This window comes from Amycolatopsis sp. cmx-4-83, from assembly GCF_046548815.1.
GTDB classification, from domain to species: Bacteria; Actinomycetota; Actinomycetes; order Mycobacteriales; family Pseudonocardiaceae; genus Amycolatopsis; species Amycolatopsis pretoriensis_A.
This window is the reverse complement of sequence record NZ_JAEBEF010000005.1, coordinates 474,113-496,482: the sequence shown is the minus strand read 5'-3', so window position 1 is coordinate 496,482 and position 22,370 is coordinate 474,113. Positions and strand designations below refer to the sequence as shown.

At 72.1% G+C, this 22,370-nt stretch carries 19 protein-coding genes; 9 read left to right on the top strand and 10 right to left on the bottom strand.

Features of this window, described 5'->3' with window-relative positions:
* Nucleotides 1-381 precede the first annotated feature (381 nt).
* The 3 genes from ACLJQM_RS18130 to ACLJQM_RS18120 all read right to left on the bottom strand — a co-directional run bounded on the left by ACLJQM_RS18130 (nucleotide 382) and on the right by ACLJQM_RS18120 (nucleotide 6,141).
* Entirely contained in the window at nucleotides 382-4,128 is a 3,747-nt protein-coding gene (locus tag ACLJQM_RS18130) for an ABC transporter transmembrane domain-containing protein (RefSeq protein WP_410632097.1), read from the bottom strand.
* Between the two features lie 97 nt (nucleotides 4,129-4,225).
* Nucleotides 4,226-5,107 (bottom strand): ABC transporter permease, encoded by an 882-nt coding sequence (locus ACLJQM_RS18125; protein WP_247018898.1) that lies wholly within the window; start codon nucleotides 5,105-5,107, stop codon nucleotides 4,226-4,228.
* Nucleotides 5,107-6,141 (bottom strand): ABC transporter ATP-binding protein, encoded by a 1,035-nt coding sequence (locus ACLJQM_RS18120; RefSeq protein ID WP_247018899.1) that lies wholly within the window; start codon nucleotides 6,139-6,141, stop codon nucleotides 5,107-5,109. Before ACLJQM_RS18120 ends, ACLJQM_RS18125 begins: the two co-directional genes overlap by 1 nt.
* Nucleotides 6,142-6,599: 458 nt before the next feature.
* Here ACLJQM_RS18120 and ACLJQM_RS18115 point away from each other — a divergent pair, with 458 nt between their 5' ends.
* The 3 genes from ACLJQM_RS18115 to ACLJQM_RS18105 are packed head-to-tail and all read left to right on the top strand — an operon-like array spanning nucleotide 6,600 to nucleotide 9,759.
* Nucleotides 6,600-7,265: a response regulator transcription factor gene (locus tag ACLJQM_RS18115; RefSeq protein WP_360765126.1), complete on the top strand. Its 666-nt coding sequence runs from the start codon at nucleotides 6,600-6,602 to the stop codon at nucleotides 7,263-7,265.
* On the top strand, nucleotides 7,258-8,601 hold the full coding sequence (locus ACLJQM_RS18110) for an ATP-binding protein (protein WP_410632096.1): 1,344 nt from the start codon (nucleotides 7,258-7,260) through the stop codon (nucleotides 8,599-8,601). The genes ACLJQM_RS18115 and ACLJQM_RS18110 overlap by 8 nt, the downstream gene beginning before the upstream one ends.
* 45 nt (nucleotides 8,602-8,646) lie before the next feature.
* Entirely contained in the window at nucleotides 8,647-9,759 is a 1,113-nt protein-coding gene (locus tag ACLJQM_RS18105; RefSeq protein ID WP_410632095.1) for an acyltransferase family protein, read from the top strand.
* A gap of 1 nt (nucleotide 9,760) precedes the next feature.
* On the opposite strand, the gene ald is transcribed toward ACLJQM_RS18105, so the two are convergent.
* Complete coding sequence (gene ald, locus ACLJQM_RS18100) at nucleotides 9,761-10,876, bottom strand: alanine dehydrogenase (RefSeq protein ID WP_247018908.1); 1,116 nt, start codon at nucleotides 10,874-10,876, stop codon at nucleotides 9,761-9,763.
* Nucleotides 10,877-11,048: 172 nt separating this feature from the next.
* On the opposite strand from ald, the gene ACLJQM_RS18095 reads away from it, so the two are divergent.
* On the top strand, nucleotides 11,049-11,984 hold the full coding sequence (locus ACLJQM_RS18095) for a zinc-binding dehydrogenase (RefSeq protein ID WP_410632094.1): 936 nt from the start codon (nucleotides 11,049-11,051) through the stop codon (nucleotides 11,982-11,984).
* Nucleotides 11,981-12,430 carry a pyridoxamine 5'-phosphate oxidase family protein gene (locus tag ACLJQM_RS18090; protein ID WP_410632093.1) on the top strand — a complete coding sequence of 150 codons (450 nt, stop codon included), beginning with the start codon at nucleotides 11,981-11,983 and terminating at the stop codon, nucleotides 12,428-12,430. The genes ACLJQM_RS18095 and ACLJQM_RS18090 overlap by 4 nt, the downstream gene beginning before the upstream one ends.
* A 66-nt stretch (nucleotides 12,431-12,496) precedes the next feature.
* Here ACLJQM_RS18090 and ACLJQM_RS18085 read toward each other — a convergent pair whose 3' ends face one another.
* On the bottom strand, nucleotides 12,497-13,405 hold the full coding sequence (locus ACLJQM_RS18085) for a zinc metalloprotease (protein WP_410632092.1): 909 nt from the start codon (nucleotides 13,403-13,405) through the stop codon (nucleotides 12,497-12,499).
* Nucleotides 13,406-13,569: 164 nt separating this feature from the next.
* Nucleotides 13,570-15,126: a PucR family transcriptional regulator gene (locus ACLJQM_RS18080; RefSeq protein WP_410632091.1), complete on the bottom strand. Its 1,557-nt coding sequence runs from the start codon at nucleotides 15,124-15,126 to the stop codon at nucleotides 13,570-13,572.
* A 50-nt stretch (nucleotides 15,127-15,176) separates the two neighbouring features.
* On the opposite strand from ACLJQM_RS18080, the gene ACLJQM_RS18075 reads away from it, so the two are divergent.
* Nucleotides 15,177-15,797 carry a class I SAM-dependent methyltransferase gene (locus ACLJQM_RS18075; protein ID WP_247018916.1) on the top strand — a complete coding sequence of 207 codons (621 nt, stop codon included), beginning with the start codon at nucleotides 15,177-15,179 and terminating at the stop codon, nucleotides 15,795-15,797.
* A gap of 59 nt (nucleotides 15,798-15,856) precedes the next feature.
* Here ACLJQM_RS18075 and ACLJQM_RS18070 read toward each other — a convergent pair whose 3' ends face one another.
* The gene (locus ACLJQM_RS18070) at nucleotides 15,857-16,075 is read right to left on the bottom strand and encodes a hypothetical protein (RefSeq protein ID WP_410632089.1); all 219 of its coding nucleotides are present in this window, start codon (nucleotides 16,073-16,075) and stop codon (nucleotides 15,857-15,859) included.
* A 532-nt stretch (nucleotides 16,076-16,607) separates the two neighbouring features.
* Between ACLJQM_RS18070 and ACLJQM_RS18065 the strand changes: the two genes are divergently transcribed.
* The gene (locus tag ACLJQM_RS18065) at nucleotides 16,608-17,009 is read left to right on the top strand and encodes a hypothetical protein (protein ID WP_410632088.1); all 402 of its coding nucleotides are present in this window, start codon (nucleotides 16,608-16,610) and stop codon (nucleotides 17,007-17,009) included.
* Nucleotides 17,010-17,101: 92 nt separating this feature from the next.
* Here the strand turns inward: ACLJQM_RS18065 and rdmE are convergent, their stop codons facing one another.
* Entirely contained in the window at nucleotides 17,102-18,640 is a 1,539-nt protein-coding gene (gene rdmE / locus ACLJQM_RS18060) for an aklavinone 12-hydroxylase RdmE (RefSeq protein WP_410632087.1), read from the bottom strand.
* A 172-nt stretch (nucleotides 18,641-18,812) separates the two neighbouring features.
* Here rdmE and ACLJQM_RS18055 point away from each other — a divergent pair, with 172 nt between their 5' ends.
* Both ACLJQM_RS18055 and ACLJQM_RS18050 read left to right on the top strand, forming a co-directional pair.
* On the top strand, nucleotides 18,813-20,123 hold the full coding sequence (locus tag ACLJQM_RS18055) for a bifunctional o-acetylhomoserine/o-acetylserine sulfhydrylase (RefSeq protein ID WP_247018923.1): 1,311 nt from the start codon (nucleotides 18,813-18,815) through the stop codon (nucleotides 20,121-20,123).
* A complete protein-coding gene (locus tag ACLJQM_RS18050; RefSeq protein WP_410632086.1) occupies nucleotides 20,120-21,235 on the top strand; it encodes a homoserine O-acetyltransferase in 1,116 nt (371 codons plus the stop codon). The genes ACLJQM_RS18055 and ACLJQM_RS18050 overlap by 4 nt, the downstream gene beginning before the upstream one ends.
* Here ACLJQM_RS18050 and ACLJQM_RS18045 read toward each other — a convergent pair.
* Both ACLJQM_RS18045 and ACLJQM_RS18040 read right to left on the bottom strand, forming a co-directional pair.
* On the bottom strand, nucleotides 21,232-21,450 hold the full coding sequence (locus ACLJQM_RS18045) for a hypothetical protein (RefSeq protein ID WP_247018925.1): 219 nt from the start codon (nucleotides 21,448-21,450) through the stop codon (nucleotides 21,232-21,234). The genes ACLJQM_RS18050 and ACLJQM_RS18045 overlap by 4 nt on opposite strands.
* A gap of 14 nt (nucleotides 21,451-21,464) precedes the next feature.
* Nucleotides 21,465-22,343: an AurF N-oxygenase family protein gene (locus ACLJQM_RS18040; protein ID WP_360765157.1), complete on the bottom strand. Its 879-nt coding sequence runs from the start codon at nucleotides 22,341-22,343 to the stop codon at nucleotides 21,465-21,467.
* Nucleotides 22,344-22,370 lie beyond the last annotated feature (27 nt).

The following is a 22,370-nucleotide window of genomic DNA, read 5'->3' as shown; positions in this document are numbered from 1 at the left end:
GCATCGCGGGGCGGAACCGCCGCGGCCGACAGCCGCGCAGGGACAGAATCGCCGCGGACGGCCAGCCGCGCAGGGCGGAGTCGCCGCAGCCGGAGGACAGCGGCCGGCTGATGCGCCGGCCAGCTTGGCGCCCGGCCGACCTGGTGCCGGTCGCCCGGTGCCCGATGCCGGGTGCCTGGTGGACCGAGGTGGGCTTGGCCAGTCGGGCGTCCGGTCGGCCTGGTGCCGGTGCCCGGTTCCTGGGTCGGCCGAAGCGGGCCTGGCCAGCCAGGTGCCGGTCGGCCTGATGCCCCGCGGGCTGGAGCGGGCGCGGTCGGTCCGCGGTTCCGGCTCCGGTGCCCCGGCCGCGAGGGGCGGAAGGCCACCGCGGCCGGCGCTGGGTCAGCCCAGGGCCCACAGCCTCGCGTAGTGCCCCTTCGCCGCCAGGAGCTCCTCGTGCGTTCCTGTCTCGGCGATGCGGCCGTGGTCCAGGACCACGATGCGGTCCGCGCGGGCCGCCGTTGCCAGGCGGTGGGCCACCACGAATGTCGTGCGGCGGCGCGCCACCGTCTCCGTTGCGCGCAGGACCGCCGCTTCCGTCGACGGGTCCAGGGCTGCCGTTGCCTCGTCCAGCAGCAGGACGTCCGGGTCCACCAGCTCCGCTCGGGCCAGTGCCACCAGCTGGCGCTGGCCCGCCGACAGCGAGCGGCCGCGTTCGCCCACCGGTTGCAGGAAGCCCGCCGGCAGCGCCGCGACGCCGTCGAACGCGCCCACCGCGCGGACCGCCGCCTCCACCTCCGCGTCGGAGGCGGACGGGCGGCCGTAGCGGACGTTGTCGGCCACCGTGCCCGAGAACAGGTGCGCCTCCTGCGGCACCACGCCCATCCGGCCCCGCAGGCCGGCCAGCTCGTACTCGCGGACGTCCGTGCCGTCGATCCGGACCTCGCCGCCGGTGACGTCGTAGTAGCGCGCGACCAGCTTCACGACCGTCGACTTCCCGGCGCCGGTCGCGCCGACCAGCGCGATCGTCTCGCCCGCGCTGACGTCCAGCGAGAACTGCTCCAGCGCCTTCGCCTCGACACCGGTGTAGGAGAAGTCGACGTCCTTGAACGCCACCTCGCCGCGCAGCCGCTCCGGTGCCGCGACCGAGTGCTCGGCCGCCGGGACCGACGTCGGCGTGCGCAGCAGGTCGCCGATCCGGGAGAGGCCGACGCGGGCCTGCTGGTAGCCGTCGAACACCGACGACAGCTGCTGGATCGGCGAGAAGAACTGCTGCAGGTACAGCAGGAACGCGAGCAGCACGCCGGCCGACAGCGTGCCCGCCGCGACGCGGCTCGCCCCCACCACCAGCACCGTCGTGGTCGCCAGGTCGGACAGCAGCGCCACCAGCGGGAAGTACGTGGCGACGTACTGCTGGGCGCGCAGCCGCGAGCGCCGGTAGGAGTCGCTCAGCGAAGCGAACGCCTCCGCGGAACGGTCTTCGCGCGCATACGCCTGCGTGACGCGCAGCCCGCTGACGTTCTCCTGCATGTCCGCGTTGACGACGCTGACCCGCTCGCGGGCCTCGTTGTACGCCTTCGACGCCGCCCGCCGGAAGATCACCGTGGCCACCGCCAGCACCGGCACCATCGCCAGCGCGAACAACGCCAGCCCGGCGTCGGTGACCAGCAGCGCCGCCGCGATCCCGGCCAGCGTCAGCGCGCTGACCACCGCCGTGGCGAGCCCGGTCTGCAGGAACGTCGAGAGCGCGTCGACGTCCGTCGTCATCCGGGTCATGATCTTCCCGGACAGCTCCCGCTCGTAGTAGTCGAGCCCGAGCCGTTGCAGGTGCGCGTAACTGCGGACGCGCAGCGAATACAGCACCGTCTCGCCGACCCGCGACGTCAGCCGGGTCTGCGCGAACACCACCAGCCAGTCGGCCGCGATCACCAGGGCGCCGATGCCGGCCGCCAGCCAGACCACGTACTCGACGCCCGTGCGGACACCGTGGTCGACGCCGAACTGGTACAGCGCCGGCAGCGCGATCGACGCCAGCGCGTCCGCCGCCACCAGGCCGACGACCACCGCCAGCGGCCAGCGGACCGGCCGCAGCAGCCGGGCCAGCCGGAAGCCGGGGTCGGGTGCCGTGACGTCCACATCGGACAGCCGCGGCTCGTCGACGGCCGGCGGGAGCTGCCGCACGCCCTCGATCAGCTCCGAGGTCGGCGGCATGTCGAGGCCGGCGCCGCCGCGGCCGACGAACCCGCTGCTGTTCGGGTCGCCGCTGCGCAGGCGCGCCGCGTCGGCCAGCTCGTCGACCTCGTCACGCTCTTCGTGCGGCCACAGCGACGGCGTGACCCCGGCCGGGCCGAGGTCCAGGCCCTCGCACCGGTGCTTCTCCTCGACGCCGTCGCCCGGGCCCGCGATCAGCTCGCGGAACAGCGGGCAGCGCGCCATCAGTTCGGCTTCGGTGCCGACGTCGACCACGTGACCGTTGTCCAGCACCGCGATCCGGTCGGCCAGCGCCAGCGTCGAGCGCCGGTGCGCGATCAGCAGCGTCGTCCGGCTCGCCGTGACCGAACGCAGGGTGTCGTAGATCGCGGCTTCAGTGACGGTGTCGATGGCCGAGGTCGCGTCGTCGAGGATGAGGACGCGCGGGTCGGTGATCAGCGCCCTGGCCAGCCCGAGCCGCTGCCGCTGCCCGCCCGAGAGCGTCAGCCCGCGTTCGCCGACCAGCGTCTCGTAGCTCTCCGGCAGCGCGCGGATGAACTCGTCCGCCTCCGCGGCGCGCGCGGCCGCGAAGACCTCTTCGTCGCTCGCGTCCGGCCTGCCGTACGCGATGTTGTCCCGGATCGTGGTGGAGAACAGGAACGCCTCTTCGAACACCACGCCGATCGCCTGGCGCAGCTGCCGCAGCGGCACGTCCCGGACGTCGAGGCCGCCGACCCGGACCGCGCCCGCGTGCACGTCGTAGAACCGCGGCAGCAGCAGCGAGATCGTCGACTTCCCGGAGCCCGCGGTGCCGACCAGCGCGAGGGTCTCGCCCGGGTGCGCGGTGACCGAAAGCCCGTTCAGCACCGGATCGCTGCGCGTGTAACCGAAGCGGACGGCGTCGAGCTCCACGCCCAGCGGCCCCTCCGGCATCGATTGCGCGTCGGGCGCGTCGACGACGTCCGGCTGCGCGTCGATCAGCTCGTACACGCGCTCGGCGCCCGCGCGGGTCAGCTGGGCCTGCACGACCAGGCTGGACAGCATCCTCGCGGGCCCGACCAGCGTCGCGAGGTAGGTCGCGAAGGCGAGGAACGTGCCGAGCGTGATGGCGCCGTTCATGGCGAGGACGCCGCCGATGCCGAGCACGGCGACCTGGCCGGCGGCGGGCAGGGAAGCGGTCGTCGCCGTCGGTACCGCGGACAGCTTCGCCGCGCGAAGCCGCTCCGCGAACAACTTGCGCGCGGTCCCCTCCAACCGCCCGACTTCCCGCTTCTCCTGGCCGAAACCCTTGACCACGCGGACACCGGTGACGGTCTCTTCGACCTGCTGCGCCACGTCGCCCGCGCGCTGCTGCGCCGACCACGTCGCCGGGAAGAGCCGCTTGCGCCCGCGCGCCACGATGATGCCGACCGCGGGCGTGACGACCAGCGCGATCAGCGTCAGCACCGGGGACAGCCACAGCATCGCCGCGAACGAAAGCAGCGCGAAGAGCACCGAACCGAAGGACACCGGGATCTGCATCAGGATCCCGGTGACCAGCTGCAGGTCGGAGATCGCGCGCGAGACGATCTGGCCGGTGCGCATCGCGTCCTGCTTGCCGCCGTCCAGCCGCGAAACCGCGTTGAAGACCCGCTGCCGCAGGTCGTGCTGGACGCCGAGGGCGAGCTTCCCGCCGACGTACCGGCGCACGAACGCCGTGCCGAAAGCCACCACTTGCAGCGAGATCAGGAAGACAGCCACCCCGGGCAGCCCGCCGGTCTGCCCCGCCACGGCGTCGTCGACCGCCGTGCGCACCAGCAGCGGGCTCACGGCCTGCACGCCGACGCTGAAGACGGCGGCGGTCAGCGAAAGCACGACGAGGGCGCGGTGCTCCCAGGCCGCGGCGGACAGCCGGCGGACCCAGCCGACGGTCTCGGCTGGTGGGAGCTCTTGACGGGAGCGGGACGGAGCGGTGGTCACGTCATGACAGTAAGCGCGGCCACCGACAATTTATTTCCGCGAACGCCGTGAAGGCCACCCCGGCGACGTCGGGGTGGCCTTCACGGACGGGTGAAACCTAGGTGATGTCTCGCTTCTGGTTGCCCAGCCAGCCGAGGCCGAAGAAGAGCATGGTCCAGGCGAAGAAGATCAGCGCCGACGCCCACCACGAGATCACGCCCGGCGCGCCCGCCGCGAGCTGCAGACCCAGCTGCGACCAGTGGTCGACGCCGCCCGGCAGGTTCAGCGTGTTGATCCCGAAGGCGTCCGCCGCGATCCCGCCCACGATCCCGTTCGCGGTGCCGTTCGGCAGGATCCCGCCCAGGATGTCGACCGGGCCCCAGAGCGCGATGACCAGCACGTTCTCCACGATCAGGAACCACACCAGGAACAGCACCACGGCCAGCGGCACGCTGCGCAGCACCGCGCCGAACCCGATGCCGAACAGCGTCACCAGCACCGAGGCCAGGATCGTCCCGCCGAGCGCGGCCAGCCACTGGCCCGCGCTGGGCCACCGGCCGGAGTCGACCGACGCCATCACCGCGACCGCCGAGACGCCGAAGCTCACCAGGCCGTAGATCGCGCCCCACGCCACGTAGGTGAGCATCTTCGCGGTCAGCGCCGTGATCCGGTTCGGCGCGGTCAGGAACGTCGTCGTGATCGTCTTGCTGCGGTACTCGCCCGCCAGCGCGAAGACGCCGAACAGGCCGGGGATGAGCTGCGCGATGTTCACACCGTGCGCGAACGCCAGCAGCCCGACCGGCAGCTTGCTCGCGTCCAGGCCGACCGCGCCCGCGACCTCGCGCGCGTCGCTCGAGCCGATGAAGTCCGCGAAGTCGTTGGTGATCTTGCCCCAGACGAAGGTCAGCCAGAACGCCACCAGCGCCAGCGGGATCAGCAGCACCCACCACGTGTTCAGCGACAGCGTCTTGCGGAACTCCGCTTTGATCAGGTTGCCCATCACTGCTGCGGTCCTCCCCAGTGCTGCTGCTGTTGCTGCTGCGGGCCCGAAGGCGGGTACTGCTGCGGCGGGTACCCGGGCGGCGGGCCCTGGTACTGCGGCTGCGGCGGGTAACCCGGCGCGCCGGCGTACTGGCCTTGGGTCAGCTGGAAGAACATCCGCTCCAGGTCGGCGTGGTCCTCCTGCATCCCGTAGACCGCGATGCCGGCCTTCGCCGCGATGTCACCGATCTGCTGGACGCTCGACCCGGCGACCGCGACCCGGCCGTCCGGAGTCGGCGAAACGCCGGTGATGCCGTTCTCCTGCAACGCCTTCACGAGCGCCGACGGGTCCGCCGGCTGCACCAGCACCCGCGACTGCTGGCTCTTGCGCAGCTGCTCCAGGGGGCCGAAGTAGCGCGTGACGCCCTGGCTGATGATCACGACCTGGTCGATCAGCTGCTCGACCTCGTTGAGCAGGTGGCTCGACACCAGCACGGTCCGCCGCTGCTCGCGCGCGTACGAGCGGAGGAAGTTCCGCAACCACAGGATGCCTTCGGGGTCGAGGCCGTTCGTCGGCTCGTCCAGCACCAGCACCTGCGGGTCGCCGAGCAGCGCGGTGGCCAGCGCCAGCCGCTGCCGCATGCCGAGCGAGAACCCGCCCGCCTTCCGGTCCGCGGCGCTGCCCAGGCCCACCAGGCCGAGCACCTCGTCCGCGCGCTGGTCCGGCACGCCGATCGCCGCCGCGTACACCCGGAGGTGGTTCCGGGCCGTGCGGCCCGGGTGGAAACCTTCGTTTTCCAAAACCGAGCCGACCACCCGCGCCGGATTCCCCAGCTGCGAGTGCGGACGGCCGTTGATCGTCGCCGTCCCCGACGTGGGCGTCACCAACCCGAGCAGCATGCGCAACGTCGTCGTCTTGCCGGCGCCGTTCGGGCCGAGGAAGCCCGTCACCGACCCCGGTTCGACCGTGAAGCTGAGGTTCTGCACCGCGTTCACCGCGCCGAACTGCTTGCTCAGGTTCTGCACCACAATCCGGCCACTGCCGTCGTGCATACCGTCCCCTAACGTTCCCCGCTGATGCGGCGTCATCCTGCCCTACCGCCGCCGCTCGCGCGCACGGAACTGCCGAACCGGCCGGGAGCGACCTTCGTCACGTTCCGCAACCGGCGATGTGCGTGACCTGAGGGTTTGCCGAGCGCGACAGATCAAGTTGGTAAACATTTCGTTCGACTTGGCGACCCGGTGCAGCGAAGTCGTGCAAAGACCTCTAAGCTGGGTATCGGCGGCCCGCTCCCAGTGACCCCCAGGCTGGTTGAGCGGGTCGCCCCTTCGTCTCTGCTCCGGGCTTCGCTCCGTCGCGCGACTTCGTCCTTTTGCCCGGGGGCCGAGCCCCCGGACCCCCCACGGTGCGGCACGCGCGGCTTCCCGGCGTTGCCGCGTCCGGGTCGAGTCGCGGTGTGGTACGCGCGGCTTCCCGGTGTCGGCCCTCTTCCCTGTGGCATCGTGGCGCGATGCGGATCTTGCTCGTCGAGGATGAGCGGCGGCTCGCCGAGGCGCTGCGGGCCGGGCTGAGCGCCGAGGGGTACGCCGTCGACGTCGCGCACAACGGGCGGGACGCGCTCTGGCTCGCCGGGGAACACCCCTACTCCGCCATCGTCCTGGACATCATGCTGCCGGGGCTGAACGGCTACCGCGTCTGCCGGCGGCTGCGGGAACAGGGGAACAGCACGCCGATCCTCATGCTCACCGCCAAGGACGGGGAGGACGACGAGATCGAGGCGCTCGACACCGGTGCCGACGACTTCCTGCCCAAGCCCTTTTCCTACGGTGTCCTGCTCTCGCGGCTGCGGGCGCTCATCCGGCGGGGCGGCGCCACCCGGCCGGGGGTCCTCAGGCTGGGGGACCTCGAGCTCGACCAGGCCGCCCGGACCTGCCGGCGCGGCGGGGCCGACATCGCGCTCACCACCAAGGAGTTCGCCCTGCTCGCCTACCTGGTGCAGCGGCCGGGACAGGTGGTCACCAAAGCCGAACTGCTCGACAACCTCTGGGACTTCGCCGCAGCCGCGACCGCCAACCTCGTCGAGGTGCACGTCAGCGCGCTGCGGCGCAAGCTCGGCGCCGAAACCATCCGGACCGTCCGCGGCGCCGGCTACCTCGTGGTGACCGCGGGTGCCTAGGTTCCTCCGCTCGACCCGCTTCCGCGTCGCGCTCACGGCGTTCGCCGCATCGGTCGTGGCGCTCGGGGCGGTTTCCGTGTGGTTCGTGCTCCAGGCGGAGAGCCGGCTCCGGAACGCCGCCGCGCAGCTCGCCGACGCCCACGCCGACGCGATCGTCCAGCTGCTGAACACCGGTGCCGAGCCGGCCGGCCTGACCCTGCTCGTGCGCGATTCGATCTACGAGGTCACCGATCGCGCCGGTAGGCGGCTCGTCTCCTGCCCGGTCCTGGACGGGGCCACGCTCGCCGCGTTCGACACGCTCCGGCCGTACGAGATCGTCCGGAGCGACCAGGCCTCCGTCGGGTGCGCGCCCGAACTGCGCGACCTCGACGAAACCCTCACCGTGCACGTCGTCCACGCCGTCAGCGGGGACAGCAAGTACGACGTCTTCGCCGGCGTGGAGATCGACGCCGAGGGCCAGGCGGCCGTCGACTCCGTCCGGACCGTGCTCACCGCCGGCGTTCCCGCGGTCGCGCTGCTCATCGGCGTCATCGCGTGGCTCGCCGTCCGCCGGTCGCTGCGGCCGGTCGAGGCCATCCGCGGCGAGGTCGCCGAGATCGGCGCGCACGACCTGGGCCGCCGGGTGCCGGAACCGGGCACCGGCGACGAGATCGCACGTCTCGCCGGGACCATGAACACCATGCTCGCGCGGCTCGACGAGGCCGTCACCCGGCAGAGCCGGTTCACCGCCGACGCGTCGCACGAACTGCGCACCCCGCTCGCTTCGCTGCGGACCCAGCTCGAGGTCCTCCTCGCGCACCCGGACCGGCTCGACTGGCGGGACACCTGCGAGAACGCGCTGCTCGACATCACCCGGCTGCAGGACCTCGTCGCCGACCTCGTGCTGCTCGGCAAGCTCGACCACGCCGGCCCGGCTCGCCTCGAACCGGTGGCACTGTCCGAAGTGGCCGAAACCGTCGCGGCCGGGCGCGCCGACGTCGAAGTCAGCGGGACGCCGGTGGTGCGCGGGCACCGGTCGCGGCTGGAACGGCTCGTCCGCAACCTCGTCGACAACGCCGAGCGGCACGCGGTGTCCCGGGTCGTCGTCGCGGTGTCCGCTGTGGACGGACAGGTCGTGCTGACGGTCACCGACGACGGGCCCGGCATCCCGGAAGCGGACCGCGAGCGCGTCTTCGACCGCTTCGTCCGCCTCGACGACGCCCGTGCCCGCGACGACGGCGGGTCCGGGCTGGGCCTGGCCATCGTGGCCGACATCGCCCGCGCCCACGGTGGCACGGCCGTGGCCGAAGCGGGCAGCCGGTTCGTCGTCACGCTCCCGGAGCTGAAGACGTCTTAAGCTCGCTTCAGGTCCCGTTCAGCGTCCGCGGCCGACGCTGCGCGCATGATCATCTCTTGGCGGCCCCTCGACCACGCCGCGTACCGGTCGTCGTCGTGGTTCCCCGGCCTGACCGGCGTGCGCGCGCTCGCCGCACTGGCCGTCGTGTTCTTCCACTACGGCGGCCCGGCGCTCGACCGGCTGCAGGGCTGGATCGCCGTCCAGCTGTTCTTCGTGCTGTCCGGGTTCCTGATCACGACGTTGGCGCTGCGCGAAGAAGACCGCACGGGCCGGATCTCGGTGCGCGCCTTCTACCTCCGCCGCGTCTTCCGGATCATGCCGGTGTACTTCCTGCTGCTCGGCCTGACGGCGCTGGCGGTGACGCTCGCCGGGACGTACGGGAGCAGCCGGCTCGCCGACGCGATGCCGTACTACCTGACGTTCCTCAACGAAGTCGTCGACTTCAACACGCCGTACCCGACGTCGTGGTCGCTGGGCGTCGAGGAGAAGTTCTACCTCGCCTGGCCCGCGCTGCTCGTGCTGACGTCGTTCGCGAAGACCGGCAAGACCGCGCTGCGCCTGCTGATCGGCGCGGGCGCGCTGGGGTTCGTGCTCGGCGTCCTGCCGCTGGCTCCCGCGCACCAGTGGGCGAGCCTGTCCGTGCACTACGGCTCGCTGGTCGTCGGCTGCCTGCTCGCGCTGGCGCTGCACCACCCGCGCGGGTTCGCCGTGCTGCGGCCGCTGACCAGCCCCGCCGCGGCGACGCTGGTGGCGCTCGTGTTCTGCGCGCTGCAGCTGTCGGTCAAGCCACTGGGGCGGGCGCTCGGCGGGAACTGGCAGTTCGTCGTCCCGGTCTACGCGGTGGGCGCGGCGCTGCTGCTGGTCGCGGTGGTCTCGGCGGGGCCGGTGCGGAGGGTGCTCTCGAGCCGTGTGCTGACGTTCATCGGCGACCGCTCCTACGCGCTCTACCTGGCCCAGACGGGCGCGGCGGGTGTGACCGGCCTGCTGTTCCCGACCGGGTTGGGGAAGGCGGTCGCCACCTCCGCCGTGGCGCTGCTCTTCGCGTGCGGTCTCCGGAAGTGGGTCGAGCAGCCGGCCATCGCGTACGGGCGACGGCTGGTGGCGAAAGGGGAGCGGGCCCCTGCCGCGGAACGACAGGGACCCGCTCGGGTGAGGTAGGTCAGGCGAGGACGGTGTCCAGCGGCGTGTGCACCAGGTCGTGCGCGACCGCGACCGGGCCGTTGGTCAGGGCACCGTCGTGGGTGTTGAGGCCCTTCGCGAGCGCGGCGTCGGCCTGCAGCGCGGCCTTCCAGCCGTGCTCGGCCAGCTGGACCGCGTAGGGCAGCGTGACGTTGGTGAGGCCGTAGGTCGACGTCCGGGGCACCGCGCCCGGCATGTTCGCGACGCAGTAGAAGACCGACTCGTGCACGGTGTAGGTCGGCTCGTCGTGGGTGGTCGGGCGCGAGTCGGCGAAGCAGCCGCCCTGGTCGATCGCGATGTCGACGAGCACGCTGCCGGCCTTCATGCGCGACACGAGCTCGTTCGAGACGAGCTTCGGCGCCTTCGCGCCCGGCACCAGCACCGCGCCGATGACCATGTCGGCCTGCAGCACGGACTCCTCGACCGACAGGCGGGTCGACGTCACCGTGCGGATGCGGCCGCCGAAGTCGTTGTCGATCTGGCGGAGGCGGTCGACGTTGGTGTCGAGGATCTCGACGTCCGAGCCGAGGCCCAGCGCGACGCGGGCGGCGTTGAGGCCGGCCACGCCGCCGCCGATGACGACGACGCGCGCCGGGTGCACGCCGGGGATGCCGCCGGGCAGGACACCGCGCCCGCCGCTCGGCTTCATCAGCGAGAACGCGCCGACCTGCGGGGCCAGCCGGCCCGCGACCTCGGACATCGGGGCGAGCAGCGGGAGCGCGCCGGTGGCGGTCTGCACCGTCTCGTAGGCGATCGCGGTGGTGCCGGCGGCCAGCAGCGCGTCGGTCAGCGGGCGGTCGGCGGCGATGTGCAGGTAGGTGAACAGGACCTGGTCGCGCCGGAGCCGGCCGTACTCCTCGGCGATGGGCTCCTTGACCTTGAGGACGAGCTCGCCCTCGGCCCAGGTCTCGTCGGCGGTGGCGAGGATCTTCGCGCCGGCGGCGACGTACTCCTCGTCGGAGATGGACGACCCGGTGCCGGCACCGGTCTCGACGAAGACGTCGTGCCCGCGCCCGACCAGCTCGTGCACGCCGGCCGGGGTCAGCGCGACCCGGTACTCGTGCCTCTTGATCTCACGGGGAACGGCGATACGCACGGTCGGCCTCCTGGGTCGGTCTGCGTCGAAAATCGGTGCGGTGGTGCCACTCACGGTGAGCCACCCGGACGGCGGTGTCATCGTGCTGCACGGACATTTTTTCGCCGGGTTCGTGGTGCTCGGCGGACAACACCGTTGACTTCGACTTCACTTGAAGTTGCAGCGTGGGCGCATGAGAGCTGTGTGGTTGCGTGAGTTCGGCGGCCCGGAGGTGCTGGTCCCCGGGGAGGCACCGGATCCCGTCGCCGGGCCCGGTCAGGTGCTGGTCGAAGTGGCCTTCGTGAACACGACGTTCGTCGAGACGCAGCTGAGGGCGGGCGCGCCCGGGCCGTTCCGGGTGACGCCGCCGGTGATCCCGGGCAACGGCGTCGGCGGGGTGATCAGCGCGGTCGGCGAGGGCGTCGACCCGGGACTGGCCGGGCAGCGGGTGGTGACGTCGACCGGCGGTTCCGGCGGCTACGCCCAGCGCGTCGCGGTGGCCGCGACGGCGGTGTTCCCGGTGCCGTCTTCCCTGGAACTCGACGCGGCGGTGGCGGTGCTCGCGGACGGCCGCACCGCGACCGGCTTGGTGCATGCGGCCAGCGTGCGCCCCGGCGATCGAGTCCTGGTCGAGGCCGCGGCGGGCGGTGTCGGCGGCCTGCTGGTCCAGCTGGCGAAGGCGGCGGGCGCGGTCGTGATCGGCGCGGCGGGCGGTCCGGCGAAGGTGGCCCGGGTGCTCGGGGCGGACGCCGTGGTCGACTACCTGGCCCCGGATTGGGTGTCCGAGGTGGGGCCGGTCGACGTCGTCTTCGACGGCGTGGGCGGCCCGATCGGCGCGGCCGCTTTCGGTGCGCTGCGGCGAGGCGGGCGGATGGCGGTCTACGGGCTGGCGAGCGGTTCGTGGGCGGAAGTGTCCGAAGAGGACGCTGCCGCGCACGGGGTTTCCCTGGTGCGCTCGATCGGGAGCCCGGCGGAGCTGCGGGCGTTCACGGAGTCGGCACTGGCGGAAGCGGCGGCGGGCCGGCTGGTGCCGGTGATCGGCCAGCGCTTCCCGCTGGAGAAGGCGGCGGACGCCCACGCGGCGATGGAATCCCGCGCCACGGTGGGGAAGACGCTGCTGGTCGCATGAGCACGTTCGACGTGGACGAGTTCCTCGCCCGGCCGCTCACCGCCCGGGTGGCCACGGACGGCCCGACGGTCCGGCCCACTTGGTACCTCTGGGAGGGCGGCGCGTTCTGGATCCTCAGCGGCGAGTGGTCGCGCCTGCCGGCGCGGATTCGCGAGCGGCCGCGGATCGCGCTCACGGTGGACGTCTGCGAGCTGGACACCGGGCTGGTCCGGCAGGTGGTGGCGAGCGGTGCCGCGGAGTTGCGCCCGTTCGACGTCCCGCGCGGGCACCGGAAACTGGTGCGGTACCTCGGTGCGGACGAGGAACGGTGGGATCCGCGGTTCCGGGCGTACCTGCACGAGAACCAGGACACCCTCCGGGTGCACCTGCGGCCTTCGCGGCTGATTGCGACCGACCTCAGCTACGAGGTTGTGGGAGCGTCCTTCGCGGCAAAACAGTGCTCCTGATCCGTGGTGCCGTGCAGGGCACCTCATGGACTTGAAAGCCATGAGGTGCCCTGCACGGAAACCTGTTCAGGCGCGGTAAGCGGACCAGGAGCTGTTCATCCGCGTGCCCTGGCCCGCGGTGAACTCGTACATGCAGTTGTCGTAGCTGTAGTCCATGAAGTTGTGCACCGGGTCCTTGCCCGACGCCGTGCAGGTGTCCTTGGTCGTCGGGCAGCCCGACGTCGCCGTCGCTTCGGCCGGGGTGTCGGACACGTAGTCGCCCGAACCGGAGCAGCCGCCCTGGAACGTGTGGTAGAGCCCCATCCAGTGGCCGACCTCGTGCGTGGCCGTGTCGCCCTCGTTGTAGTTCGTCGCCGAGCGGCCCGGGAGGGACTCGTCGAGGATGACGACGCCGTCCAGCTTCGGCTGCGAGTTGTAGTTCCACGGGAACGTCGCCCAGCCGAGCAGGTCGTCGCCGAGGTTGGCGGTGTAGATGTTCAGCGCGTTCTTGCCGCCCTTGCGCAGCGCGTTCTTCATGTTGCGCTCGGCCGAGGTGCCGTCGGTGATGCCGTTGTACCAGGTCGAGTTGTTCGTGTAGTCGGTGCTCACCAGTGAGAAGCTGAAGCCCTTGGAGCCGTAAGCGCTGTTCAGCACCGAGATCTGCTTGGTGATCGTGGCCGCCGGCAGGTTGCCGGTCGAGCCGCTCGTGATCACGTGGAAGTACACCGGGATCGAGACCGCCGCCGCGGCCTTGAACGCCGTCCGCTTGCCGGCGAGCTTGCTCTGCATGTCCGCTTCGACGCGGGCTGCCTCGGCGGGCGACAGGCTGTCGGCGTGGCCGTCCTTGCTCCGGTCCGCCGACTGGGTGGGGGTGAAGCAGTCGCCGGACGGCGCCGCGACGGCGCTCCCGGCGGTGGCGCCCGGGACGACCAGGGCGACGAGGGACAGCGCGGACACCGCGCCCAGCTTGAGAGCCCTGCTGACCGAACTGCTCATGGACAACTCCTCGTGCGATGACCCGGCCGCGCCGGGTGGTGCAGAGAAAATGCGTCAGGCGATCACCGGAATCCACCACCTTTCGGCTGGAAAACACAATCCGGACGATCGGCGCGATCCATGCGGAGCAGCGCATGCGTCGCGTACTGGGCCGAACGGCGCAATCAGCTCCAGCGCAGCGCCACGAGCTGCGTGATCAGCGCCAGCCGGACGTCGGGGTCGTCGAGGTCCAGCGGGACCAGTTCCAGGAGCTTCCGCATCCGGTACCGGAGGGTGTTCGGGTGGATGCGCAGCTCCCGCGCCGCCGCGCGCGGGTCGCCGGGGTGGCGCAGCCACTCGTAGAGCGTCTCGACGTAGCCGGCCTTGCCCGTCTCGTCGTGCGCGCGCAGCGCGCCCAGCGGGCCGAGCTCGGCGACCTTCGCGCCGGCCGCCGCGGTCGCGCCGCGGTGCAGGGTCAGCGCCGTCCAGGCTTCGTCGAAGGTGATCACGCGCGCGTCGAGCAGCTCCGCGCGCAGCAGCCCGAGGGCTTCGTCGGCCTGCAGACGCGACGCCGAGAGGTCGCCGATCTCGCCGGGCGCACCCGCCGCGGCGCGCGGAGCACCGACGCGACGGGACGGTCCCGTCGCGACGAGAGCCTCGCGCAGTTCCGCCCACCCGCCGGGGCCCGGCCGGTCCGGGACCACGGCGTAGAGCAGCCCGCCCAGCTCGGTCGCCACCGGGCGGCTGCCGATGCCCTGGGAGATGCGTTCGAGCAGCGCGAGGCGCAGGCCCTCGGCGTCGCGCCCGTCGCCGCCGGTGACCTCGATGACGACCACGCGGTGCGGCTCGTCGGACAGGTCGAGCTCGGCCATCGCCTTGCGCGGGTTCGCGCGGCCTTCGAGCACTCCGCGCAGCAGCTCGGCCGACGCGCGGCGCTGCGCGTCGGTGTGCGCGCGGCGCCGCAGCAGGTGCAGCGCGACGACCGGGGCGGCGTCGGCGAACGCGGCCGCGCGCTCGTCGGACACCGGCCCGGCGACCACCGCCCACATCGAGCCGAGCAGCTCGCCGCCCATCCGGATCGGCACGATCAGCCGCGGCAGCGTGCCGTCGCGCTGGGCGGGGACGAAGATCGTCTGCCGGCCGCGCGACAGCTCGCGGAACACCCCGCGCGACCGGAACCGCGCGAGGACGTCGTCGGGGATGCGGCGGCCCATGATCGTGGCGACGCGCGCGGGGTCGGTGAGGTCCTGGCGCGCGGAGTAGGCGAGCACGCGCGAGTTGGTGTCCTCGATGGTCACCGGGGCGTCCACGACGGACGCGACGGCGTCGGCGAGCCGGAAGAGGTCGCCGGAGCCGGGGTCGAGGTCTTCGGACTCGTCGGCGAGGGCGTCGAGGACGGTCCGCAGCAGCCACACGAGCTGCGCCCACGACGTCGCCGCGTGCACCTGCACCAGCGCGATCCCGCTCGCCTTCGCGGCCCGCTTCACCGACGGCTTGCCGGCGACCGGCGGCTTGAGCAGCACGGCGGCGGCACCCTGCCCGGCGCTCTGGCGCACGAGCTCGGCGGCGTCTTCGGGACCGGTCGTGGCGACGCCGAGCACGAGGTCGCCTGCCGACAGGGTGACCGCGCCGCCGGGTTCGGCGATGACGACGTCGGCGACCGCGGGGGAGTCCTCGGGCACCTGGAGCGCGTGGAGCAGCGTCGGCCCCACCCGGTCGACCACGCTGCGCACCGACACCACGGCATCATTCTGGCCGAGAAACCGGTGGACGGCTCGGTAGGGTCGAAGGGGTGAGCGAGCCCCGGCGGATCGTCGAATCCGGCTACGACAGCTCGGCGGAGCGCTACCTCGAGTGGAGCGCCCGGATCGAGGACGAGCCGCGGATGCGTTTGCTGGCGCAGCTGAACGACCGGCTCCCCGACGGCGCCCGCGTCCTCGACCTCGGGTGCGGGGCGGGCGTGCCGTGCACCGCGGTGCTGGCCGAGCGCCACGACGTCCTCGGTGTCGACCTTTCCGCGGCCCAGCTCGAGCTGGCCCGCCGGAACGTCCCCGGCGCGCGGTTCGAGCGGGGCGACATGACCCGGCTGTCCTTTCCGGACGGCAGCTTCGACGCCGTCACGGCGTTCTACTCGGTCCTGCACGTGCCCCGGGAAGAACACGGCGCGCTCTTCGCGCGGATCGCCGGCTGGCTGCGGCCCGGCGGCCGGTTCCTCGCCGCGCTCGGCCGCGGCGAAGCGAACGGTGTCGAGGCCGAATGGCTGGGGACCCCGATGTTCTTCAGCAGCAACGGGTCCGCCGAGAACCGCCGGCTGCTCGAAGCGGCCGGGTTCACGCTCGAAGTGGACGAACCGGCGACGCTCGAGGAGCCGGAGGGCCCGGCGACCTTCCACTGGGTGCTCGGCCGCCGCTGAAGGGGGGCCTACCGGGGCGGCGGCGGGCGGACGCGCCGCCCCGGTAGGCGTTCAGGGGGTCAGAGCTCCACGCTCTTGACCACGCGGCGCGCGACGGCGAGGACGCGGCGTTCCTTGAAGATGTCTCCGATCATCACGACTGTGCGGCCCTGGAACAGGCCGAGGGGCGCCCCGGCCAGCAGGTCCAGCACCTCCGGCGGGTGCGCGTCGGTGGTCTCGACCGACAGCAGCATGCCGGTGGCCAGGTCGACCACGCCGGAAGCCAGGGAGTCGGGCACAGGCGGTGAGGATCGAGCCGATGCGCTCGATCGAGAAGCTCGCGCTGATGGTCGTGCTCGGCGACGACGGAGCGATGGCCAGGTAGCCGCCGCTGCTGCGGACGACGGCCTGGCGGAACACGCCGCCCGGACGGCCCGCGAGGTAGAGCGAGCCGGTGGTCCCCTCGGCCCGGCAGGCGCGCAGCGCCCACGCGAAGAAGTCGAACGAAGGCCGGTCCCGCGTTTTGCTCACCGCACTCCTGGCATCTTCCGGAAATGGCGTCCCGGAAGATCTTCTCCGGGTCGAGGAGTGGCCGACTCTATGGCACTCGTGCTCGCGTTCCCAGAGGGTTCCCCCGATTTTCGCAATAGCCGAAAATTCCTGTCGTTGCCGCCGGGAGACCGAAAAGAACTGTCCACTCGGTAATGAATCTCCTTGCGGGGCAAGGGTATACCCCGGTGAGAGCGCCAGCCGATCTTGTGGCATTCTCTCGCGCTTGTTCGCGGTGACCGGTTTCGAAAGCGCGAGGTGATCGGGTTGTACGGACGTGACGTGGCGGAATGGAAAAAGATGATCGCGGCGGGCCGGACGATCCTGATCGCCAGGGCGGTGGCGGACCGGACCACCTCGTACGGTGAATTCGCCGCCGCGCTCGTGCGCACCACCGGCGTCGCCGGGTTCGACTTCACGACCGGGGCCGGCCGCGCGAGCATGGCCTACCTGCTCGACCGGATTTCCGAGGCGGCGTACGCGGAGTCGGGCGAACGGCTGCTCGGCGCGCTCGTCCGCAACCTCGGCACCGACGACGCCGGACCGGGCTTCTTCCGGCTCGCGAGCCGGAAGGGCCTGGCCGTCCCGCGCACCCGTGGCGGGCGCCAGCTGTTCTGGGCCCAGCACGTGCGGGAACTGCACGAGCACTTCGCCGGCGTCGCCCACCGCCCGGCGGCGGGGTGAGCGACGTCAGACGTCGTGCGGCTCACCGGCTCCTCTCGGCCCAGCAGTCTCGCGTCCGCGGGGTCAGCGGGTTGCCGTGCCGACGGACGCGTTCAGTGCGACTGACGCGAAAGCACCGCGTCGAGCACGCGCCGCAGTTCGGCCTCCGGGTCGTCGACGGGCGCAGGTGCGCGCCACGCCACGATGCCGTCCGGGCGAACGAGCGAAGCGCCGCCCTCCGAAAGGCCGTAACGCGAAGCGAACAATTCGCCGTCGACGACGTGGCAGTCGATGCCGGCCGAAGCGGCGGCCGGCGTCCACGCCGAGCCGTCGCCCGCGCAGAGCAGCACCCACGACCGGCCGAGCAGGTCCACAGTGGACTCCAGGCCGGGCGCGCGGAACCCGGGCCGCCCGGTCGGCGCGTGCACGTCCTCGACGCGCGCGCCGTCGTCGGGCTCCTCGGACAGCACGGCCGTCGAGCGGTAGCGGAAGCCGAGCAGGATGCCCAGCGGGTCCTCCGCCGGCGTGATCCCGGAGACGTCGAGGCCCGGGTGCATGCGCTGCTTCATGTTGTGCAGGGACGTGTCGACGACCATCCGCGCGATCGGACGGCGTTCGGCTTCGTAGGTGTCGAGCAGTCCCGGCCCCGCTTCGCCGCGCAGCACCGCGGCGAGCTTCCACGCGATGTCCGCGGCGTCGCCCACCGCCGTGTTGCCGCCCATCCCGCCGGTCGGCGGGGTCACCTTCGCCGCGTCGCCGATCAGGAAGACCCGCCCGTCCCGGAAGCGGTCGGCCAGCCGGGCGGCGATCTCCCAGGACCCCGTCCAGACGATCTTCGGGTCCAGGTCCGGCAGGTCGGTGGCGCTGCGGATCATCGCGACCAGCCGGTCGGGGGTGAAGTCCGCCGGGCTTTCGCCCTTCTCCGGGAAGTAGTCCGGCGCGAAGACGTACCGGTCCGGCACGTCGGTGTTGACCAGCCCGGCCGTGAACTCGGGGTGCTGCAGGTAGAACAGGTCGGTCACGCCGGCCTGGACGCGGTCGCCGAGGTCGGCGTCGAACACCACGCCGAGGCAGTGGCTCAGCGCGTCCATCCCGGTGGTCCCGATGCCGAGCCGGGCCCGGATGCCGCTGCGGCCGCCGTCGGCCGCGACGACGTAGTCCGCGCGCACCACCGTCTCTTCACCCGAATCGCGGTGCCGCAGCGTCGCGGTGACGCCGTCGGCGTCCGGCGTCAGCTCGACGAGTCCGGTGCGGAAGCGGACCCGCGCACCCGCTTTCTCCGCGTGCGCCAGCAAGATCGGCTCGACGACGTCCTGCCCGGCCATGCCGGCGGGCAGCGTGGTCGAGGCCGAGACGTCGAACTCGCTGCCGTCCTCGGCGAGCCGGTGCAGCACGCGCCCGGCCAGGCTGGTCGCGACGGTGATCCGCAGCCCCTGTGACGCACGGGGGCTCACCGCCAGCACCTCGCGGTCGATGCCCGCCCAGTGGAACAGCTCCATCGTGCGCCAGTTCTGCCCGGCGGCGCGCGAATGGACCGACGTTCCGGCGTGCCGTTCGACGGTCAGCACGTCCACTCCGGCCTGCGCGAGGAACAACGACGCCGACAGTCCGCCCAGTCCGGCCCCCACGACCAGCACTTGTACCCGTTCCATCCCGATTACCTCCATGCCTGTGAATCTCTCTGTAAAAGTATCTTAGTCACAGAGAGATTAGTTTGCCAAGTGCGTGGTACTCCCAGGACGTGGGAAAAGTTGGGTGCTCCGTTCAGCCCAAGTAGGTTCGTCCCGGCAGCCCCCTGAAGCCCTTGAGCCGCAAGGAGAACCGATGAGCGCGGACGACACCTCGGCCTGGTCCTTCGAGACCAAGCAGATCCACGCGGGCGCCGCGCCGGACCCGGCGACCGGCGCGCGGGCGACCCCCATCTACCAGACGACGTCGTACGTCTTCCGCGACAGCCAGCACGGCGCCGACCTGTTCAGCCTCGCCGAGCCCGGCAACATCTACACGCGGATCATGAACCCGACCCAGGACGTGCTGGAGCAGCGGCTCGCCGCGCTCGAAGGTGGCGTCGCGGCGCTGGCGTTCGCGTCCGGCTCGGCCGCGACCACGGCGGCGATCCTCAACCTCGCGAGCGCGGGCGACCACTTCGTCTCGAGCCCGTCGCTCTACGGCGGTACCTACAACCTCTTCCACTACACGCTGCCGAAGCTCGGCATCGAGGTCACCTTCATCGACGACCAGGACGACCTGGAGCAGTGGCGCGCCGCCGTCCGGCCGAACACGAAGCTGTTCTTCGCCGAGACGCTGGCCAACCCGGGCAGCAACGTCCTCGACATCCGGGGCGTCGCCGACGTCGCGCACGAGGCCGGCGTCCCGCTCGTCGTCGACAACACGGTGCCGACGCCCTACCTGGTGCGCCCGATCGAGCACGGCGCCGACGTCGTCGTGCACTCCGCGACGAAGTACCTCGGCGGCCACGGCACCACGGTGGCCGGCGTGCTCGTCGACGGCGGCACGTTCGACTTCGGCAAGGACCCGGCGAAGTTCCCGGGCTTCAACGAGCCGGACCCGAGCTACCACGGCCTCAAGTACTGGGAGGCGCTCGGCCCGGGTGCCTACGCGGCCAAGGCGCGCGTCCAGATCCTGCGCGACACCGGCGCGGCGATCGCGCCGCTGAACAGCTTCCTGATCCTGCAGGGCATCGAGACGCTGTCGCTGCGCCTCGAGCGGCACGTCTCGAACGCGCAGGCGCTGGCCGAGTGGCTGGAGCAGCGCGACGAGGTCGAGAAGGTGTACTACGCGGGCCTGCCGTCGAGCCCGTTCTACTCCGCGGCGCAGAAGTACCTGCCGCGCGGCGCGGGCGCGGTCCTGTCGTTCGACCTGCGCGGCGGCGTCGACGCGGGCCGCAAGTTCGTCGACGGCACCGAGCTGCACAGCCAGCTGGTGAACATCGGCGACGTCCGCAGCCTGATCGTGCACCCGGCGTCGACCACGCACAGCCAGCTCAACCCGGAGGAGCAGCTCTCCAGCGGCGTCACGCCCGGCCTGGTCCGGCTCGCCGTCGGCCTGGAGGGGATCGAGGACCTCAAGGCCGACCTGGAGGCCGGATTCCGGGCGGCCAAGGCGGAACTGTGACGGGTGACCCCGTCACCGGGGCCTGGCGGATCGGTGATCCGCCAGGCCGCCGGAAGTTCGTCACCGGCCCCGGCGCGCTCGCGCTGGAGGCCGGTGGCGTGCTGCCGTCCTTCACGCTCGCGTACGAGACGTGGGGGACGCTGAACTCCGACGCGTCCAACGCGATCCTCGTCGAGCACGCGCTGACCGGCGACAGCCACGCGGCCGGTCCCCTCGTGCCCGGGCACCCGAACGCGGGCTGGTGGGACGCGCTGATCGGGCCGGGGAAGGCCGTGGACACCGACGAGTACTTCGTCGTGGTCCCGAACGTGCTGGGCGGCTGCCAGGGCTCGACCGGGCCCTCGTCGGACTTCGACGGCCGGCCGTGGGGCAGCCGGTTCCCGGTCGTGACGGTGCGGGACCAGGTCGCTTCGGAGGCGGTGCTGGCCGACCACCTGGGCATCGACCGCTGGGCGGCCGTCGTCGGCGGCTCCATGGGCGGGATGCGCGCGCTGGAGTGGGCGGTTTCGCTGCCCGGCCGGGTGGCTTCGGTGCTGGTGCTGGCGTCCACCGCGCGGGCGTCGGCCGAGCAGATCTCTTGGGCGGCCCCGCAGCTGCACGCGATCCGCAGCGACCCGTTCTTCCACGGCGGCGACTACTACTCGCAGTCCGCGGGACCCGCGGCCGGCCTCGGCATCGCCCGCCGGATCGCGCACGTCACCTACCGCAGCGAGCCGGAACTGGCCCAGCGGTTCGGCCGGACCTACCAGGGCGACGAAGACCCGTTGCGCGGCGGGCGGTTCGCCGTCGAGTCCTATTTGGACCACCACGCCGACAAGCTGGTCCGCCGCTTCGACGCGAACAGCTACCTGGTGCTGACGGAGTCGATGAACACCCACGACGTGGGCCGCGACCGCGGCGGCGTGGCGGCGGCGCTGGGCCGGATCACGGCCCGCGCGGTGATCGGCGGCGTCGACAGCGACCGGCTCTACCCGCTGTACCAGTCGGAAGAGCTGGCGGCGGGCATCCCGGGGACGTCGGAGGCGTCGGTGGTGACTTCGCCGTACGGCCACGACTCGTTCCTCATCGAGTCCGGCCAGATCGCGGGCCTGGTGAAGGTGCTGCTGGGCTAGCGGCCGCCGACGCGTTCTCCCAGGCGCACCAACCGGTTCGCGACCCGCCGCGACGTCTCGGCCGCGTAGTCGCCGAGCCGTTCCGCGGCGCGGTCGGACAGCTTCGCCACCCGCCAGGCGACGTCGTCCGCGCGGTCGCCCGCTTCGTCACCCGCGGTGGCGATGCGATCGGCGAGCCGGCCGGTGCCGGCGGCGAGCAGGTCCTTGAGCGCCATGGCTTCCCCTTCGTCTAGAGCATTCCGGCGCGGCGCCACAGCACCGCGCTCGGACCGCCGATCAGGTCGTTCTCGCGCAGGAACCGGACGAGCTTGCGGGCCCCGAAGGCCAGCGTCTCGCGCCGGTGCGGGCTCGTCCGCGCGGCGGCCACCGCGACGCCGGGGTCGATCCCCGCGCGCAGGTACTGCCGCGGACGCGACAGCAGCCGGGACATCAGCAGCGCACCCACCGCGACCACGACCCTGGCGAACTCCTTGCGCCACCAAGGGGCTTCGGCCAGCGAGCGGACCAGGTCGTCCCGCGCGTACCGGACGTGCCGGGCCTCCTCCGTCACGTGGATCCGCATCACCGCGCGCACCACCGGCTGCACCGTCTCGTCGTCGAGGTGCTCGCGCTGCAGCGCGTCGAAGATCTCTTCGCCGATCAGCGTCGCCACCCACATCGCCGGCCCGTGCAGGATCGACGGGAGCGCCTGCGCGGACAGCTGCAGCCAGCGGTTGTTGCGGTACGGCCGCCCGTCGACGTGCTCGATCAGCCGGGCGAACATCGTGGAGTGCCGGCATTCGTCGGCGACCTCGGTCAGCGCGTAGTGCACGTGCCGGGTCGTCGGGTCCTGGTGGTAGGACGCGCGCAGCAGCATCTGCATGAGGATCAGCTCGAACCAGATCCCGACGCTGACGGTGTTCACCAGCTCCTGGCGCGACAGCTCGATCCGCTGCTCGCGGCTCAGCGCGTCCCACACCGGCGTGCCGTAGAGGGAGACGAGCTTTTCGGGGATGAAGAACTGGTCTTCGTTCAGCGGCGCGGCCCAGTGGACGTCGACGTCCGGGTCGTAGGAGAGCCGGGCGCTCGAGCGGAGCAGCCGTTCGGCGGTGGCTTCGCGTTCACCCATCCGAGCCTCCCTGTGTCGTGTAACACT

What these genes read in the sequence shown, in the direction of transcription:
- ACLJQM_RS18125 (WP_247018898.1), bottom strand. Translation starts at nt 5,107, where the DNA reads ATGGGCAACCTGATCAAAGCGGAGTTCCGCAAGACGCTGTCGCTGAAC.
- ACLJQM_RS18120 (WP_247018899.1), bottom strand. Translation starts at nt 6,141, where the DNA reads ATGCACGACGGCAGTGGCCGGATTGTGGTGCAGAACCTGAGCAAGCAG.
- ACLJQM_RS18115 (WP_360765126.1), top strand. Translation starts at nt 6,600, where the DNA reads ATGCGGATCTTGCTCGTCGAGGATGAGCGGCGGCTCGCCGAGGCGCTG.
- ACLJQM_RS18105 (WP_410632095.1), top strand. Translation starts at nt 8,647, where the DNA reads ATGATCATCTCTTGGCGGCCCCTCGACCACGCCGCGTACCGGTCGTCG.
- ACLJQM_RS18095 (WP_410632094.1), top strand. Translation starts at nt 11,049, where the DNA reads ATGAGAGCTGTGTGGTTGCGTGAGTTCGGCGGCCCGGAGGTGCTGGTC.
- ACLJQM_RS18090 (WP_410632093.1), top strand. Translation starts at nt 11,981, where the DNA reads ATGAGCACGTTCGACGTGGACGAGTTCCTCGCCCGGCCGCTCACCGCC.
- ACLJQM_RS18085 (WP_410632092.1), bottom strand. Translation starts at nt 13,405, where the DNA reads ATGAGCAGTTCGGTCAGCAGGGCTCTCAAGCTGGGCGCGGTGTCCGCG.
- rdmE (WP_410632087.1), bottom strand. Translation starts at nt 18,640, where the DNA reads ATGGAACGGGTACAAGTGCTGGTCGTGGGGGCCGGACTGGGCGGACTG.
- ACLJQM_RS18055 (WP_247018923.1), top strand. Translation starts at nt 18,813, where the DNA reads ATGAGCGCGGACGACACCTCGGCCTGGTCCTTCGAGACCAAGCAGATC.
- ACLJQM_RS18045 (WP_247018925.1), bottom strand. Translation starts at nt 21,450, where the DNA reads ATGGCGCTCAAGGACCTGCTCGCCGCCGGCACCGGCCGGCTCGCCGAT.
- ACLJQM_RS18040 (WP_360765157.1), bottom strand. Translation starts at nt 22,343, where the DNA reads ATGGGTGAACGCGAAGCCACCGCCGAACGGCTGCTCCGCTCGAGCGCC.